The 14,815-nt window shown below is 71.6% G+C and carries 15 protein-coding genes and 1 pseudogene; 10 read left to right on the forward strand and 6 right to left on the reverse strand.

Annotated features, from left to right (window positions below; genetic code table 11):
• Nucleotides 1–127, forward strand: a pseudogene (locus G3I77_RS29340) (IS481 family transposase); the annotation flags it as partial.
• Here the strand turns inward: G3I77_RS29340 and G3I77_RS29345 are convergent.
• Nucleotides 124–1,350, reverse strand: a complete 1,227-nt coding sequence (locus G3I77_RS29345; RefSeq protein ID WP_248508322.1) for an acyl-CoA dehydrogenase family protein — start codon at nt 1,348–1,350, stop codon at nt 124–126. The pseudogene G3I77_RS29340 and the gene G3I77_RS29345 overlap by 4 nt on opposite strands.
• A gap of 172 nt (nt 1,351–1,522) precedes the next feature.
• On the opposite strand from G3I77_RS29345, the gene G3I77_RS29350 reads away from it, so the two are divergent.
• Complete coding sequence (locus G3I77_RS29350) at nt 1,523–2,167, forward strand: TetR family transcriptional regulator (protein WP_248508323.1); 645 nt, start codon at nt 1,523–1,525, stop codon at nt 2,165–2,167.
• Between the two features lie 96 nt (nt 2,168–2,263).
• Here G3I77_RS29350 and def read toward each other — a convergent pair whose 3' ends face one another.
• Nucleotides 2,264–2,803, reverse strand: a complete 540-nt coding sequence (def, locus tag G3I77_RS29355) for a peptide deformylase (RefSeq protein ID WP_248508324.1) — start codon at nt 2,801–2,803, stop codon at nt 2,264–2,266.
• Nucleotides 2,804–2,961: 158 nt separating this feature from the next.
• Here def and G3I77_RS29360 point away from each other — a divergent pair, with 158 nt between their 5' ends.
• The 5 genes from G3I77_RS29360 to G3I77_RS29380 all read left to right on the forward strand — a co-directional run bounded on the left by G3I77_RS29360 (nt 2,962) and on the right by G3I77_RS29380 (nt 7,547).
• Entirely contained in the window at nt 2,962–4,200 is a 1,239-nt protein-coding gene (locus tag G3I77_RS29360) for a MurT ligase domain-containing protein (RefSeq protein WP_248508325.1), read from the forward strand.
• 23 nt (nt 4,201–4,223) lie between these two features.
• Nucleotides 4,224–4,952, forward strand: coding sequence for a glutamine amidotransferase (locus G3I77_RS29365; RefSeq protein ID WP_248508326.1), 729 nt, complete (start codon nt 4,224–4,226; stop codon nt 4,950–4,952).
• 203 nt (nt 4,953–5,155) lie between these two features.
• Nucleotides 5,156–6,181 carry a 6-phosphofructokinase gene (locus tag G3I77_RS29370; RefSeq protein ID WP_248508327.1) on the forward strand — a complete coding sequence of 342 codons (1,026 nt, stop codon included), beginning with the start codon at nt 5,156–5,158 and terminating at the stop codon, nt 6,179–6,181.
• Nucleotides 6,182–6,335: 154 nt separating this feature from the next.
• Nucleotides 6,336–7,286: a cytochrome c oxidase assembly protein gene (locus G3I77_RS29375; RefSeq protein ID WP_248508328.1), complete on the forward strand. Its 951-nt coding sequence runs from the start codon at nt 6,336–6,338 to the stop codon at nt 7,284–7,286.
• A gap of 81 nt (nt 7,287–7,367) precedes the next feature.
• Nucleotides 7,368–7,547, forward strand: a complete 180-nt coding sequence (locus G3I77_RS29380; protein ID WP_248508329.1) for a hypothetical protein — start codon at nt 7,368–7,370, stop codon at nt 7,545–7,547.
• A 4-nt stretch (nt 7,548–7,551) separates the two neighbouring features.
• On the opposite strand, the gene G3I77_RS29385 is transcribed toward G3I77_RS29380, so the two are convergent.
• From G3I77_RS29385 to G3I77_RS29400, 4 genes are read right to left on the reverse strand one after another with little or no spacing between them, the layout of a single operon-like run.
• Nucleotides 7,552–8,766, reverse strand: coding sequence for a sensor histidine kinase (locus G3I77_RS29385; RefSeq protein WP_248508330.1), 1,215 nt, complete (start codon nt 8,764–8,766; stop codon nt 7,552–7,554).
• A complete protein-coding gene (locus G3I77_RS29390; RefSeq protein ID WP_248508331.1) occupies nt 8,763–10,478 on the reverse strand; it encodes a cation acetate symporter in 1,716 nt (571 codons plus the stop codon). Before G3I77_RS29390 ends, G3I77_RS29385 begins: the two co-directional genes overlap by 4 nt.
• 10 nt (nt 10,479–10,488) lie before the next feature.
• On the reverse strand, nt 10,489–10,851 hold the full coding sequence (locus G3I77_RS29395; RefSeq protein WP_248508623.1) for a hypothetical protein: 363 nt from the start codon (nt 10,849–10,851) through the stop codon (nt 10,489–10,491).
• Between the two features lie 2 nt (nt 10,852–10,853).
• Entirely contained in the window at nt 10,854–11,603 is a 750-nt protein-coding gene (locus tag G3I77_RS29400) for a LytTR family DNA-binding domain-containing protein (RefSeq protein WP_248508332.1), read from the reverse strand.
• A 121-nt stretch (nt 11,604–11,724) separates the two neighbouring features.
• Between G3I77_RS29400 and G3I77_RS29405 the strand changes: the two genes are divergently transcribed.
• The 3 genes from G3I77_RS29405 (at nt 11,725) to rocD (ending at nt 14,447) form a co-directional block, all read left to right on the forward strand.
• Nucleotides 11,725–12,240: an Lrp/AsnC family transcriptional regulator gene (locus tag G3I77_RS29405; protein WP_248508333.1), complete on the forward strand. Its 516-nt coding sequence runs from the start codon at nt 11,725–11,727 to the stop codon at nt 12,238–12,240.
• A gap of 126 nt (nt 12,241–12,366) precedes the next feature.
• Nucleotides 12,367–13,197, forward strand: coding sequence for a dimethylargininase (gene ddaH / locus G3I77_RS29410; protein WP_248508334.1), 831 nt, complete (start codon nt 12,367–12,369; stop codon nt 13,195–13,197).
• Entirely contained in the window at nt 13,194–14,447 is a 1,254-nt protein-coding gene (rocD, locus tag G3I77_RS29415) for an ornithine--oxo-acid transaminase (protein ID WP_248508335.1), read from the forward strand. Before ddaH ends, rocD begins: the two co-directional genes overlap by 4 nt.
• The last annotated feature ends 368 nt before the right edge of the window (nt 14,448–14,815 follow it).

The raw sequence follows: 14,815 nt of genomic DNA on the forward strand, positions 1-14,815 counted from the left end.
CAACACCGAACGCACCGAGGCCCTGGCAGACTTCCTCCACACCTACAACCACCACCGCTGCCACACCGCACTCGGCGGCCACCCACCGATCAGCCGTGTGAACAACGCTTCAGGTCAATACAGCTAGCGGATCGGTACGCCGGCCAGGGTCCGGGCGATGACCAGGCGCTGGATCTCGCTCGTGCCCTCGAAGATGGTGTAGATGGCCGCGTCCCGGTGCATCCGCTCGACCGGGTACTCCCGGGTGTAGCCGTTGCCGCCGAGTATCTGGATCGCCTGGGCCGTGACCTTCTTGGCGGTCTCGCTCGCGAACAGCTTGGACATCGAGCCCTCGGCCGCGGTGAACGGCTTGCCGTTGACCGCCATCCAGGAGGCACGCCAGACGAGGAGCCGGGCCGCGTCGATGGACGTCCGCATGTCGGCGAGCTGGAACGCCACGCCCTGGTTGTCGACGATCGGCCGCCCGAACTGCTCCCGGGTGGTGGCGTAGTCGAGGGCGACCTCGTACGCGGCCCGGGCGGTTCCGACGGCCATGGCGCCGACGGCCGGGCGCGAGGCCTCGAACGTGGCCATCGCCGCGTTCTTCACGCGCTCCCCGCCCTGCCTGGCCTTCTCCCGCGCGCGGGCCAGCCGCTCGTCCAGCTTCTCCTTGCCGCCGAGCAGGCAGGAGCCGGGAACGCGCACGTTGTCGAGGATGACCTCGGCGGTGTGCGAGGCGCGGATGCCGTGCTTCTTGAACTTCTGCCCCTGGGCCAGACCCGGCGTCCCCGCCGGGACGATGAAGGACGCGTGCCCCTTGGAGCCGAGTTCGGCGTCGACGACCGCGACGACGACATGGACGTTGGCGATGCCGCCGTTGGTCGCCCAGGTCTTGGTGCCGTTGAGCACCCACTCGTCCTTGGCCTCGTCGTAGACGGCCCTGGTGCGCATGGAGGCCACGTCGGAGCCGGCGTCGGGCTCGGAGGAGCAGAAGGCGGCGACCTTGACGTCGTTGGCGTCCCCGTACATCTGGGGGATCCAGGTGCCGATCTGCTCCTCGGTGCCGTTGGCGAGGACGCCGACGGCGGCGAGACCGGTGCCGACGATGGACAGGGCGATGCCCGCGTCGCCCCAGAACAGCTCCTCCATCGCCATGGGGATGCCGAGGCCGGTGGGGTCGAAGTACTGCTGGGCGTAGAAGTCCAGGGAGTAGATGCCGACCTTGGCGGCCTCCTGGATGACCGGCCAGGGAGTCTCCTCACGCTCGTCCCATTCGGCGGCCGCGGGGCGGATCACATCGGCCGCGAAGCCGTGCAGCCAGTCCCGGACCTCCTTCTGTTCGTCGTTGAGCTCCATGGTGAACTCGGCCATGTCGTCCCCTCCAGCGGCACACGTGCATGTTACTTGCGGTAACAGCAGTCTGTTACCGGTGGGTAGTCGAAGTCAACTCCCACCGACCGGTCGGCACCCGATCGGTGCCCTGGGCATGCTTCAGTGTTAGTTTGCGCAGGCGTTATCGAAACAGCACGGGTGGGGAGAGACCATGGACACCACGCAGCGGACCGATCAGCAACGGTCCGCCGATCGCCGTCGGCGTGAGCTGCTGGAAGCCGCCGACCGAGTGGTGCTGCGCGACGGCCCGCAGGCCTCGATGAACGCGATCGCGGCGGAAGCCGGCATCACCAAGCCGATTCTCTACCGGCACTTCGGCGACAAGGGCGGACTTTACGCGGCCCTTGCCATGCGGCACACGGACGCGCTGCTGGACTCGCTGCGGGCGGCGCTGGACGCGCCGGCGGACCGGCGGGAGCGGGTCGAGGCGACGCTGGACACCTACCTCGCGGCGATCGAGGCGCGGCCCCAGGTGTACCGGTTCCTGATGCACCCGGCGGAGGGGGGCCAGCCGGGGGATCCGGGGTTCGATGTCGGCAAGCACAGTGCGCCGTTGCTGCGGCGGATGGGCGAGGAGCTGGCGCAGGTCATCGAGGAGCGGCTGGATCTCGGGCCGGGCGGGCAGCAGCTGGCGCGCGTGTGGGGGCACGGGATCGTCGGCATGATGCATGCGGCCGGGGACTGGTGGCTGGGGGAACGGCCTTGTTCTCGTGGTGAGTTGGTGCGGAGTTTGGCCGACCTCTTGTGGGGTCGCCTTGCCGCTGCGGGAGACAAGGTCGGCGGTCCGGGGTTCTGACCGGCGGGTCTCGACTGCGGGCCGGTGGGGCTTGTTCGCGCCCACGCGGCGGAGCCGCATAGCGGATACAGCCCCGCGCCCCCGAGGGACATACGCTCACCGGCGCCATGAAGCCCGGGCCACTTGGCGCATCAGTCTGCGGTGGCGCCAGCCCTTGAGATGGTCCGCGTAGATGCGGCCCTCCAGGTGGTCGCACTCGTGTTGCAGGCAGCGGGCGAAGAAGCCGGTGCCGTGGACGGTGATCGGGTCCCCGGTCACCGTGAAGCCCTCCACCACCGCGTGGTCGTGGCGTTCCGTGCCCGCTTCCAGGCCCGGCAGGGACAGGCAGCCCTCCGGGCCCCGGATCACCACGCCGTCCTTTTCGGTCAGGCGAGGATTGACCACATGGCCCACATGGCGGACGTCCTCGTCGTCCGGGCAGTCGTAGACGAAGACCCGCAAGGGCTCGCCGACCTGGTTGGCGGCGAGTCCGACGCCCTGGGCGGCGTACATCGTCGCGAACAAGTCCTCGACGAGCCGGGCCAGTTCGGGGCCGAAGTCGGTGACCTCCGCACAGGGTGTGTGCAGGAGCGGATCACCGTGCAGGATGAGGGGTCTCACGCGGCCGTGGGCGCCGGGGATGGAGCTGTGTCGCATGGCGGCAAGAGTAAGGTCCTGTCGGTCCGCGTCTCCCACACGAGTTCGCCACAGTGCCGCGGTTCGGGAGTGCGAATGGATCTCGATAGGCTGAGGTCCACACCACGTGGCCGTCAGGCTTCAAGGCGCGGCGCGTACGCAAGGAGGATCGAGAACTGATGGCAGGCAACTCGGACCCGCTCTCGCCACGGGCCAAGCTGGCCGTGACCGCGGGCAAGGCGGTCGCGGCGGCATCTCGCGCCGCAGGGCGCGGCAGCGGTTCGGTGATCGGCGGCCGGGTCGCGCTCAAACTCGACCCCGACCTCCTCGCCCGGCTCGCCCAGCACCTGGACGTGATCCTGGTCTCCGCGACGAACGGCAAGACCACCACCACCCGGCTCATCGCCGAGGCCCTGCGCGCGGCGGGACCCGTCGTCTCCAACGCGCTGGGCGCCAACATGCCGGCCGGCATCACCTCGGCCCTCGCCGGCAGCTCGGACGCCCGCTACGGCGTCATCGAGGTCGACGAGAAGTACCTCGCCGGCGTCGCCCGGGACACCGCCCCGAAGTGCATCGCCCTGCTCAACCTCTCGCGCGACCAGCTCGACCGCGCCGCCGAGACCCGCATGCTCGCCGAGAACTGGCGGGAGGGGCTCGCGGGTTCCAAGGCCGTGGTCGTGGCCAACTGCGACGACCCGCTGGTGGTGTGGGCGGCGTCGTCCTCCCCCAATGTGATCTGGGTCGCAGCGGGGCAGATGTGGAAGGACGACGCCTGGTCCTGCCCGTCGTGCGGCGGCGTGATGCAGCGCCCGGGCGACGACTGGTTCTGCGGCGAGTGCGGCTTCCGCCGTCCGACGCCGAGCTGGGCGCTCTCCGGCGACCATGTGCTCGACCCGCACGGCTCGGCCTGGCCGATCCACCTCCAGCTGCCCGGCCGCGCCAACAAGGCCAACGCCGCCTCATCGGCCGCCGTCGCCGCCGTGTTCGGGGTGCCGCCGCAGGTCGCGCTGGAGCGCATGTACCAGGTGCAGGCGGTGGCCGGGCGGTACGACATCGTCCAGTTCCAGGGCCGCGACCTGCGCCTCCTGCTCGCGAAGAACCCGGCCGGCTGGCTGGAGACGTTCTCCCTGATCGACCCGCCGCCCACGCCGGTCATCCTCTCCGTGAACGCCCGCGGCGCCGACGGCACCGACACCTCCTGGCTGTGGGACGTCGACTACACGCGTCTGACCGGCCACCCGATCTGCGTCGTCGGCGACCGGCGACTGGACCTGGCGGTGCGCCTGGAGGTCGCCGACCAGCACTTCCAGGTCTACGAGAACCTCGACCAGGCCGTGGCGGCGTGCCCGCCCGGCCGGATCGAGGTCATCGCCAACTACACGGCGTTCCAGGACCTGCGCCGCCGCGTCGGCAACTGAGCACGAGACGTCAGGGGACTTTTGTGAGCGACAACCAACTGCGGGTCGTCTGGATCTATCCCGACCTGCTCAGCACCTACGGCGACCAGGGCAACGTCCTCGTCGTGCAGCGCCGGGCCCAGCAGCGCGGCCTGGACGTGGCCCGGCTGGACGTGCGCAGCGACCAGCCGATCCCGACCTCCGGCGACATCTATCTGATCGGCGGCGGCGAGGACCGTCCGCAGCGGCTCGCCGCCGAGCGGCTGCGCCGGGACGGCGGACTGCAGCGGGCCGTGGAGAACGGGGCCATCGTGTTCTCCGTCTGCGCCGGCTACCAGATCCTCGGCCACGAGTTCATCAACGACCTCGGCCAGCGCGAGCCCGGCCTCGGGCTGCTGGACGTGGTGTCGGTGCGCGGCGAGGGCGCGCGGTGCGTCGGTGACGTGCTGGGCGACGTCGACGCGCGTCTCGGGCTGCCCCCGCTGACCGGCTTCGAGAACCACCAGGGCGTCACCCGGCTCGGCCCCACCGCCCGCCCGCTCGCCCGGGTCCGCTTCGGCAACGGCAACGGCACGGGCGACGGCACGGAGGGCGCGTACAACGACACCGTCTTCGGCACGTACATGCACGGGCCGGTGCTCGCGCGCAACCCGCTGATCGCGGACCTGCTGCTGAAGCTGGCCCTCGACGTCAACGCGCTGCCGCCGACCGACGACCGCTGGTACGAGGCACTCCGCAACGAGCGCATCGCGGCAGCTCAGCAGCCCGCCTAGACGCTGCTGGGCAGCGTGCGCGAAGCACGCGTCAACCTGCTGGTCAACAGCCCGTATGACGCCCCATCCGCACAGGTGAGCGGGTTCGTCCAGCAGGCGGACGCGTGCTTCGGTCCGGCCCCTCGATGCCGCTAGGGTGGCGGGGATTCCAGCCGGACAACGTGGTCCGGTACCCGGCCCACGTTGAGAAGGTATTTCGGGCTATGCGCATTGGTGTGCTCACGTCCGGCGGCGACTGCCCCGGCCTGAACGCCGTCATCCGGTCCGTCGTGCACCGCGCCGTCGTCGACCACGGCGACGAGGTCATCGGCTTCCGGGACGGCTGGAAGGGCCTCCTGGAGTGCGACTACCTCAAGCTCGACCTCGACGCGGTGGGTGGCATCCTCGCCCGCGGCGGCACGATTCTCGGGTCCTCCCGGGTCCAGCCCTCCCATCTGCGGGACGGTGTGGAGCGGGCCAGGGGCCATGTCGAGGAGCTCGGCCTCGACGCGATCATCCCCATCGGCGGCGAGGGCACGCTCAAGGCCGCGCGGCTGATGTCGGACAGCGGTCTGCCCATCGTGGGTGTGCCGAAGACCATCGACAACGACATCGCGGTCACGGACGTCACGTTCGGCTTCGACACGGCCGTGGGGGTGGCGACCGAGGCCCTGGACCGGCTGAAGACCACCGCCGAGTCCCACCAGCGGGTCCTGGTGGTCGAGGTCATGGGCCGGCACACCGGCTGGATCGCGCTGCACTCCGGTATGGCGGCCGGCGCGCACGCCATCGTCGTCCCCGAGCGGCCCTTCGACATAGAGGAGCTGACCAAGCGGGTCGGCGAGCGGTTCGAGGCGGGCAAGCGCTTCGCGATCGTGGTGGCGGCGGAGGGGGCGAAGCCCCGTGCCGGGACCATGGAGTTCGACGAGGGCGGCAAGGACATCTACGGCCACGAGCGGTTCGCCGGGATCGCCCGGCAGCTGTCCGTGGAGCTGGAGGGACGGCTGGGGAAGGAAGCCCGGCCGGTGATCCTCGGGCATGTGCAGCGGGGCGGTACGCCGACCGCCTATGACCGGGTGCTGGCCACGCGGTTCGGCTGGCATGCGGTGGAGGCCGTGCACCGGGGTGAGTTCGGGCACATGACCGCGCTGCGGGGGACCGACATCGTGATGGTGCCGCTCGCCGAGGCCGTCAAGACGCTGAAGACCGTGCCGGAGGATCGGTACGAGGAGGCGGAGTGCGTTCTCTGAGGTTGCCGTAGTCAGCCGGGTGCGGATGGTCTGTGGCTTGTCGCGCAGTTCCCCGCGCCCCTGAACCGCCCCCGGTCGCTTGTGCGGCCGGGGGCGGTTCTAGTCTTGGGGCGGACAGATTGCTGCACACCCCCACGAAACAGGAGCCGGCGGAATGGATCACAGCGGGCACGGCATGACGATGGATCTGCCGCCGTTCACGCTGGGGCGAGGTCTGGAGTGGTCGGCGGACCCGTTCTTCCTCGTCGCCTGCCTGGCCGGGCTGGCCCTGTACGGGTGGGGTGTCGTGCGGCTCGTCCGGCGCGGGGACAAGTGGCCCGTGGGGCGGACGGTCGCCTACGTCCTGGGCGTGCTGAGCATCATGCTCATGATGTGCACCCAGCTGAACGACTACGGCATGGTCATGTTCAGCGTGCACATGGTGCAGCACATGGTCATCAGCATGGTGTCGCCCATCCTCATCCTGCTCGGGGCGCCGATCACGCTGGCGCTGCGGGCGCTGCCGACCGCGGGGCGGGGGCGCAAGGGGCCGCGTGAGCTGCTGCTCATGTTCCTGCACAGCCGGTACATGCGGATCATCACGCATCCGGCGTTCACGATCCCGCTGTTCATCGCGAGCCTCTACGGGCTGTACTTCACGCCGCTCTTCGACACCCTGATGGGCTCCACGGCCGGCCACATCGCCATGATGGTGCACTTCCTCGCCGTCGGCCTGGTGTTCTTCTGGCCGATCATGGGCGTCGACCCTGGCCCGCACCGCCCCGGCTACCTGATGCGGATGCTGGAGCTGTTCGCGGGCATGCCGTTCCACGCGTTCTTCGGGATCGCGCTGATGATGGCGTCCGAGCCGATGGTCGAGACGTTCAAGAACCCGCCCGCCTCGCTCGGCATCGAGGCGCTCTCCGACCAGAACGCGGCGGGGGGCATCGCCTGGGCGTTCAGCGAGATCCCCTCCGTGCTGGTGCTGGTGGCACTGCTGTTCCAGTGGTACGCCTCGGACCAGCGGCAAGCCAGGCGCACCGACCGGGCCGCCGACCGCGACGGGGACAAGGAACTGGTGGCGTACAACGCCTATCTGGCCTCGCTGAACACGCAGGGGCGCTGAAGACCTCTTCCGTACGGGCCGTGCGCGCCGGGCGTCCGCCGGGCACCATGGAAGGACCGAACCATGAGGAGGGGTGTTGCGATGCCCGGTTCCACGAACGGTTCCAACTCGACGAAGACCATGGGAGCGCTCACATTGGGCGGGCTGGTCGTGGTGACGGCCTACACGGTGGCGCTCGGGAGCAACGGCTGGCTGTGGTTCGGCTGGGTCGTCCTGGGTTTGATCACTCTGGGGATGGTGGTCACGGCGCGCAGCACCTGACGGCTCACTCCCGGGGCAGCCGGCCCGCCGAGTGCACGCCCGGCTGGTACTTCGGGAGCCGCACGGTGATCTTCATGCCCGCGCCCGCGGCGGTCTCGATGACGAGGCCGTAGTCGTCGCCGTAGACCTGGCGGAGCCGGTCGTCGACGTTGGAGAGGCCGATGCCGCCCGAGGGGCTGATCTCGCGGGCGAGGATGCGGCGGAGCAGGCCGGGGTCCATGCCGGCGCCGTCGTCCTCGATGACGACGAGGGCCTCGGCGCCCGCGTCCTGGGCGGTGATCTGGATGTGGCACTTGCCCGAGGGCACGGCCTTGCCCTCCAGGCCGTGCTTGACGGCGTTCTCCACGAGCGGCTGCAGGCAGAGGAACGGCAGGGTCACCGGCAGCACCTCCGGGGCTATCTGGAGGGTGACGGTGAGGCGGTCGCCGAAGCGTGCCCGCACGAGCGCCAGGTAGTGGTCGATGGCGTGCAGCTCTTCGGCGAGGGTGGTGAAGTCGCCGTGCCGGCGGAACGAGTAGCGGGTGAAGTCGGCGAATTCGAGGAGCAGCTCGCGGGCGCGCTCGGGGTCGGTGCGGACGAACGAGGCGATCACCGCGAGCGAGTTGAAGATGAAGTGCGGGGAGATCTGGGCCCGCAGCGCCTTGATCTCGGCCTCGATGAGGCGGGTGCGGGACTGGTCGAGATCGGCCAGTTCCAGCTGGACCGAGACCCAGCGGGCGACCTCGCCGGCGGCCCGGACGAGCACCGCCGACTCGCGGGGCGCGCAGGCGACGAGGGCGCCGTGCACCCGGTCGTCGACGGTGAGCGGGGCGACGACCGCCCAGCGCACCGAGCACTCCAGGCTGTCGCAGGTGAGCCGGAAGGCCTCGCCGCGGCCTGTCTCCAGGGGTCCCGCGAGGCGCTCCATGATCTCGGTGCGGTGGTGCGCGCCGTCCCCGTCCCAGACCAGGACCTGCCCCCGGTCGGTGAGGCAGAGGGCATCCGTGCCGAGCAGGGAGCGCAGTTTGCGGGCGGACTTGCGGGCGGTCTCCTCCGTCAGGCCGGACCGGAGCGGGGGCGCGGCGAGCGACGCCGTGTGCAGGGTTTCGAAGGTGGCGTGCTCGACGGGGGTGCCGAGACCGGCGAGGCTATTGGCCCGTGCGGTGCGCCGGCCGAGCCAGATCCCCAGGGCGAGTACCGGGAGCACGGCGACGCACAGGCCTGCGAGGAACCCGCTCATGCCGTCACCTCCGTGCGCAGTTCCTCGGGCAGGTGGAACCGGGCCAGGACCGCCGCGGTGCCGGGCGGGACCCGGCCGGGGGTGGCCAGGGACACCAGGATCATGGTGAGGAAGCCCAGCGGCACCGACCACAGGGCGGGCCAGGCGAGCAGGGCGTGCAGGGCGGCGCCCTCGCCCGGGTAGCCCGCCATGGTCGCGGCGACGGCCAGCAGGGCGGAGCCGCCGCCGACCAGCATCCCGGCGGCGGCGCCGGGCGGGGTCAGCCGCCGCCACCAGATGCCGAGGACGAGCAGCGGGCAGAACGAGGACGCCGAGACGGCGAAGGCGAGCCCCACGGCGTCGGCGACCGGCAGCCCCCCGACCAGGACGCTCGCCGCGAGGGGCACGGCCATGGCGAGGACCGTGCCGAGCCGGAAGTGCCGTACGCCCCGGGACGGGAGGACGTCCTGGGTGAGGACGCCCGCGACCGCCATGGTCAGGCCCGAGGCCGTGGACAGGAACGCGGCGAAGGCGCCCCCGGCGACCAGAGCGCCCAGCAGGTCGCCGCCCACTCCCCCGATCATGCGGTCGGGCAGCAGGAGGACGGCGGCGTCCGGATTGCCGCTGAGGGTGAGCTCGGGGGCGTACAGGCGGCCGAGGGCGCCGTAGACGGGGGGCAGCAGGTAGAAGGCGCCGATCAGGCCGAGGACCACGACGGTGGTGCGGCGGGCGGCGACGCCGTGCGGGCTGGTGTAGAAGCGGACCACGACGTGCGGCAGGCCCATGGTGCCGAGGAACGTGGCCAGGATCAGCCCGTACGTGGCGTACAGCGGGCGTTCCTCTCGGCTCTCGGCCTGCGACGGGGACAGGTCGCCGCCGCCGCCGCGCTCGGCCCGGGGGACGGGGGCGCCCGCGGCGAAGGTGAGGCTGGTGCCGCGCTCGATGCGGTGGGTGCCGGCGGGGAGTGCGAGGCGGGTGCCGGTGTGGCGTCGGCCGTCGACGGTGCCGGTCACCGTGACGCTCAGGGGCCGGTCGAGGGTGAGGTCGATGCTGTCGTCGACGCGGACGACGCGCTGCTCGCGGAAGGTGGCCGGTTCGTCGAAGGCGTGCCGGGGCGCTCCGTCGCTCTGCCAGGTGAGGACCAGGAACAGGGCGGGGACGAGCAGGGCGGTGAGCTTCAGCCAGTACTGGAAGGCCTGCACGAAGGTGATGCTGCGCATGCCGCCGGCGGCGACGGTGGCGGTCACGACGACGGCGACGATCACTCCGCCGAGCCAGTCGGGCGCCCCGGTCAGCACGGTCAGGGTCAGTCCGGCGCCCTGGAGCTGGGGCAGCAGGTACAGCCAGCCGACGCCGACGACGAAGGCGCCGGCCAGCCGCCGCACGGCCTGGGAAGCCAGGCGGGCCTCGGCGAAGTCGGGGAGCGTGTAGGCGCCGGAGCGGCGCAGCGGGGCGGCGACGAAGAGCAGCAGGACCAGGTAGCCGGCGGTGTAGCCGACCGGGTACCAGAGCATGTCGGGGCCCTGGACCAGGACGAGTGCCGCTATGCCCAGGAAGGAGGCGGCGGAGAGGTACTCGCCGCTGATGGCGGCGGCGTTGAGGCGGGGTCCGACGGTGCGGGAGGCGACGTAGAAGTCGGAGGTGGTGCGGGAGATGCGCAGACCGAAGGCGCCGACGAGGACGGTCGCGACGACGACGAGGGCGACGGCGGGGATGGCGTAGCTGGAGTTCATCGGTGGGGCTTCAGCGGTCTTCCACGAGGCGTACGAAGTCGCGTTCGTTGCGCTCGGCCCGGCGGACGTACCAGCGGGCGAGGAGGATCAGGGGGGCGTAGAGGCCGAAGCCGAGGACGGCCCATTCCAGGCGGCGGGCGTCCGGCATCGCCGCGAAGAGCAGCGGGAGCGGGCCGACGAGCAGGCCGAGGACGGCGAACACGGTGAGGGCGGCGCGCAGTTGGGTGCGCATCAGGGAGCGGACGTAGGTGTGGCCGAGGGTGGTCTGCTCGTCGATCTCGGTGCGCGGGCGGTAGTAGGCGGAGGGGGCCCGGCCGGCCTGCCGGGGCGGGCCGGTGACGACGACGCGGCGTTCGGTGTGGTCCTGGGGCACCGTCACGGCCTCCTCATCAGCAGGTCGCGCAGTTCGCGCGTGTGGCGCCGGCTGACCTGGAGTTCCTCGGAGCCGACGAGGACGCTGACGGTGCCCGCGTCGAGGCGGAGTTCGCCGATGTGGCGCAGGGCGACGAGGTGGCGGCGGTGGATGCGGACGAAGCCGCGGGTGCGCCAGCGCTCCTCCAGGGTGGACAGCGGGATGCGCACCAGGTGGCTGCCCTTGTCGGTGTGCAGGCGGGCGTAGTCGCCCTGGGCCTCGACGTGGGTGATGTCGTCGACGGCGACGAAGCGGGTCACGCCGCCGAGCTCGACGGGTATGTGGTCGGGGTCGGGCTCGCTCACGGGTATGCGGGGCGCCGCACCGCGCAGCTCGGCGGCCCGGCGGACGGCCTCGGCGAGGCGCTCCTTGCGCACGGGTTTGAGCAGGTAGTCGACGGCCTTGAGGTCGAAGGCCTGCACGGCGAAGTCCTCGTGGGCGGTGACGAACACAACGAGCGGCGGCCGGGCGAAACCGGTGAGCAGCCGGGCCAGGTCGAGCCCGTCGAGGCCCGGCATCTGGATGTCGAGGAAGACGACGTCGATGGCCTCGGGTCCGCCCGGGCCGGACTCCAGGGCGCGGTTCATGCGGCGCAGCGCCTCGGTCGCGTCGCCGGCGCCCTCCGCGCTGCCGATGCGGGGGTCGGCGTGCAGCAGGTAGAGCAGCTCCTCCAGGGAGGGGCGTTCGTCGTCGACAGCCAGGGCGCGCAGCATGAACCCGGAGTGTAGGGGTGATCCGTACGTCTGGACATGTGCCGGGGCGGACGTCCGCGCTGGACACGGTGCCCGCGCCGGGCCGGGCGCGGGCCGGGGTGCCGGTGGATACAGTGCCCGCATGAACAGCAGGTCCACGCCGTTCGACGAACTCGACCGGAAGATCATCACCGCGTTGATGGCGAACGCCCGGACGTCGTTCGCCGAGATCGGCACGGCGATCGGGCTGTCGGCCACGGCGGTCAAGCGGCGGGTCGACCGGTTGCGCGAGACGGGCGTGATCACCGGGTTCTCCGCGACGGTGAAGCCGTCGGCGCTGGGCTGGCGCACGGAGGCCTACGTCGAGGTGTACTGCGAGGGCGCCGCCCCGCCGCGGCGGCTGGCCGAGGTCGTGCGCGACTACCCGGAGATCGCCGCGGCGATGACCGTGACCGGCGGCGCGGACGCGCTGCTGCATGTGCGGGCGCGGGACGTGGAGCACTTCGAGGAGGTGCTGGAGCGGATCCGGCAGGAGCCGTTCATCCGGAAGACGATCAGCGTGATGGTGCTGTCCCATCTGCTGCCGGAGAGCCCCGAGGCGGGGGCGAGTCAGCCGGCCCCGGAGGGGGTCCCGGGCGGCGCAGCAGACGTGCGCTGAGCGACCGGAAGACGCAGCGTTCCTGCGCGAACGCGCAACCATTGTTTCTTGTCGTCCACCTCCGTCAGTTCCTACCGTTGTGTCAACTCCCCGTAACACACCGTGAGGAAGCGGAGGGACCCCTCTGTGCCCGACTCCCGTGTGCCGCGCCGGCGGCGCTACCTCGTCTGCGAACCCAGACATTTCGCCGTGCAGTACGCGATCAATCCGTGGATGCGTCCCGACGAACCCGTCGACGTCATCCGCGCCCTGGACCAGTGGCAGGCGCTGGTCGACACCTACCGTGCCCACGGCCATACCGTGGACAGTGTGAAACCCGTTCCCGGCCTGCCCGACATGGTTTTCGCCGCGAACGCGGCGGTCGTCGTCGACGGCCGCGTCTTCGGCTCGCTCTTCCACGCGCCCGAGCGCCGTCCCGAGTCCCTGCCCTACGAGGCATGGTTCAAGACGGAGGGCTACGAGGTGTACCACCCCGAGTCGGTGTGCGAGGGCGAGGGCGACCTGGTGCCGGCCGGCCGCTGGATCCTGGCCGGGACGGGTTTCCGCACGACCCGGGAGGCCCACTCCGAGGTGCAGGAGCACTTCGGGACGCCGGTGATCGGCCTGACGCTGGTGGATCCGTACTTCTACCACCTGGACACGGCGCTGTTCGTCCTCGACGAGGGGCACGCCGGGAACATCGCCTACTACCCCGAGGCGTTCTCGCCGGGCAGCCGCGAAGTGCTGGCCCGGATGTACCCGGACGCGGTGCTCGCCACCCGCGAGGACGCGATGGCCTTCGGGCTCAACTCCGTCTCCGACGGGCGCCACGTGTTCATCTCACCGGGGGCGACGAGCCTGGCCGAACAGCTGGCCGGCCGCGGCTACGTCCCCGTCCCCGTCGACCTGTCCGAGTTCCACAAGGCCGGTGGCGGCATCAAGTGCTGCACCCAGGAGATCCGGGAGATCCGCTCATGACCGCACCCGTCCGCACCGAGGACCCGCAGGGGGCCCGGGGCTCGCAGCCGGCCCGTGGCTCGCAGGAGCTGATCCGCGCGGAGGAGCCGGTCCTCGCGCACAACTACCACCCCCTGCCGGTGGTCGTCGCCCGCGCCGAGGGCACGTGGGTGGAGGACGTGGAGGGGCGGCGTTACCTCGACATGCTGGCCGGCTATTCGGCCCTCAACTTCGGCCACCGGCACCCGGCGCTGATCGAGGCGGCCCATCGTCAGCTCGACCGGCTGACCCTCACCTCGCGTGCCTTCCACAACGACCGGCTCGCCGAGTTCGCGGAGCGGCTGGCCGCGCTGACCGGCATGGACATGGTGCTGCCCATGAACACCGGCGCGGAGGCGGTGGAGAGCGGGGTGAAGGTGGCCCGCAAGTGGGCCTACGACGTCAAGGGCGTGCCGGCCGACCGGGCGACGATCGTGGTCGCGGCGGACAACTTCCACGGGCGTACGACGACGATCGTCAGCTTCTCCACGGACGAGACGGCCCGGGCGGGCTTCGGGCCCTTCACCCCGGGTTTCCGGGTGGTGCCGTACAACGACCTGGCCGCGATGGAGGCGGCGGTCGACGAGACGACGGCGGCGGTGCTGATCGAGCCGATCCAGGGCGAGGCGGGGGTGATCATTCCCGACGACGGCTATCTGGCCGGCGTGCGGGAGCTGACTCGCCGCAAGGGCTGTCTGTTCATCGCCGACGAGATCCAGTCCGGGCTCGGCCGCACGGGCCGCACGCTGGCGGTCGAGCACGAGCCCGTGGTGCCGGACGTGCTGCTGCTGGGGAAGGCGCTGGGCGGCGGCATCGTGCCGGTGTCGGCGGTGGTCGGGCGGCGGGAGGTGCTCGGGGTGCTGCATCCCGGGGAGCACGGCTCCACCTTCGGCGGTAATCCGCTGGCGGCGGCGGTCGGCACGGCGGTCGTGGAGCTGCTGGAGACTGGCGAGTTCCAGCGCCGGGCGGCCGAGCTGGGCGTGATCCTGCGCGACGGTCTGACGGGGCTGGTCGGCAAGGGCGTCGTCGGGTTCCGCTCGCGCGGCCTGTGGGCGGGCGTCGACATCGACCCCGCGCTCGGCACCGGCCGTGAGATCAGCGAACGCCTCATGCGGGAAGGGGTCCTGGCGAAGGACACCCACGGCTCCACGATCCGCCTGGCCCCACCGCTCACCATCACGGCCGAGGAGCTGATGAGGGCGTTCGCGGCGCTGGAGAAGGCACTGGGCTGAGGGGGCTGACCTCACCGGGGGCGGGAGCGGAGGCTCGGCACGGACCGACCGCTCCCCCTCCGCGTGCCGGCACCACGGGGGCCTGCCCGGCCTGGACCGAGCGGGCCCCTTCTCGCGCAGCGGAACGGCGACGGTCCACCCGGCCCGCGCCGGTCGGCCGCCCCTCTCCGCGCGACCAACCCCAGGCGCCTGCCCCGCACGGACCCACCGAGCCGCCTCCGCGCAAGCGGAACGGCGGCGGCCTGCCTGCCCGGCCTCCCCCAGCCCGCCTCTCTCTGCGCGCGACCAACCCCAGGCGCCTGCCCCGCACGGACCCACCGGGCCGCCTCCGCGCAAGCGGAACGGCGGCGGCCTGCCTGCCTGCCTGC

Source organism: Streptomyces sp. D2-8, assembly GCF_023184515.1.
Taxonomy (GTDB): Bacteria; Actinomycetota; Actinomycetes; order Streptomycetales; family Streptomycetaceae; genus Streptomyces.

Coding starts and splice junctions, on each gene's coding strand:
- rocD (WP_248508335.1), top strand. CDS start 13,194: ATGACCGCACCCGTCCGCACCGAGGACCCGCAGGGGGCCCGGGGCTCG.
- def (WP_248508324.1), bottom strand. CDS start 2,803: ATGCGACACAGCTCCATCCCCGGCGCCCACGGCCGCGTGAGACCCCTC.
- G3I77_RS29385 (WP_248508330.1), bottom strand. CDS start 8,766: ATGAGCGGGTTCCTCGCAGGCCTGTGCGTCGCCGTGCTCCCGGTACTC.
- G3I77_RS29375 (WP_248508328.1), top strand. CDS start 6,336: ATGGATCACAGCGGGCACGGCATGACGATGGATCTGCCGCCGTTCACG.
- G3I77_RS29360 (WP_248508325.1), top strand. CDS start 2,962: ATGGCAGGCAACTCGGACCCGCTCTCGCCACGGGCCAAGCTGGCCGTG.
- G3I77_RS29370 (WP_248508327.1), top strand. CDS start 5,156: ATGCGCATTGGTGTGCTCACGTCCGGCGGCGACTGCCCCGGCCTGAAC.
- G3I77_RS29345 (WP_248508322.1), bottom strand. CDS start 1,350: ATGGCCGAGTTCACCATGGAGCTCAACGACGAACAGAAGGAGGTCCGG.
- G3I77_RS29350 (WP_248508323.1), top strand. CDS start 1,523: ATGGACACCACGCAGCGGACCGATCAGCAACGGTCCGCCGATCGCCGT.
- G3I77_RS29405 (WP_248508333.1), top strand. CDS start 11,725: ATGAACAGCAGGTCCACGCCGTTCGACGAACTCGACCGGAAGATCATC.
- G3I77_RS29390 (WP_248508331.1), bottom strand. CDS start 10,478: ATGAACTCCAGCTACGCCATCCCCGCCGTCGCCCTCGTCGTCGTCGCG.
- G3I77_RS29380 (WP_248508329.1), top strand. CDS start 7,368: ATGCCCGGTTCCACGAACGGTTCCAACTCGACGAAGACCATGGGAGCG.
- G3I77_RS29400 (WP_248508332.1), bottom strand. CDS start 11,603: ATGCTGCGCGCCCTGGCTGTCGACGACGAACGCCCCTCCCTGGAGGAG.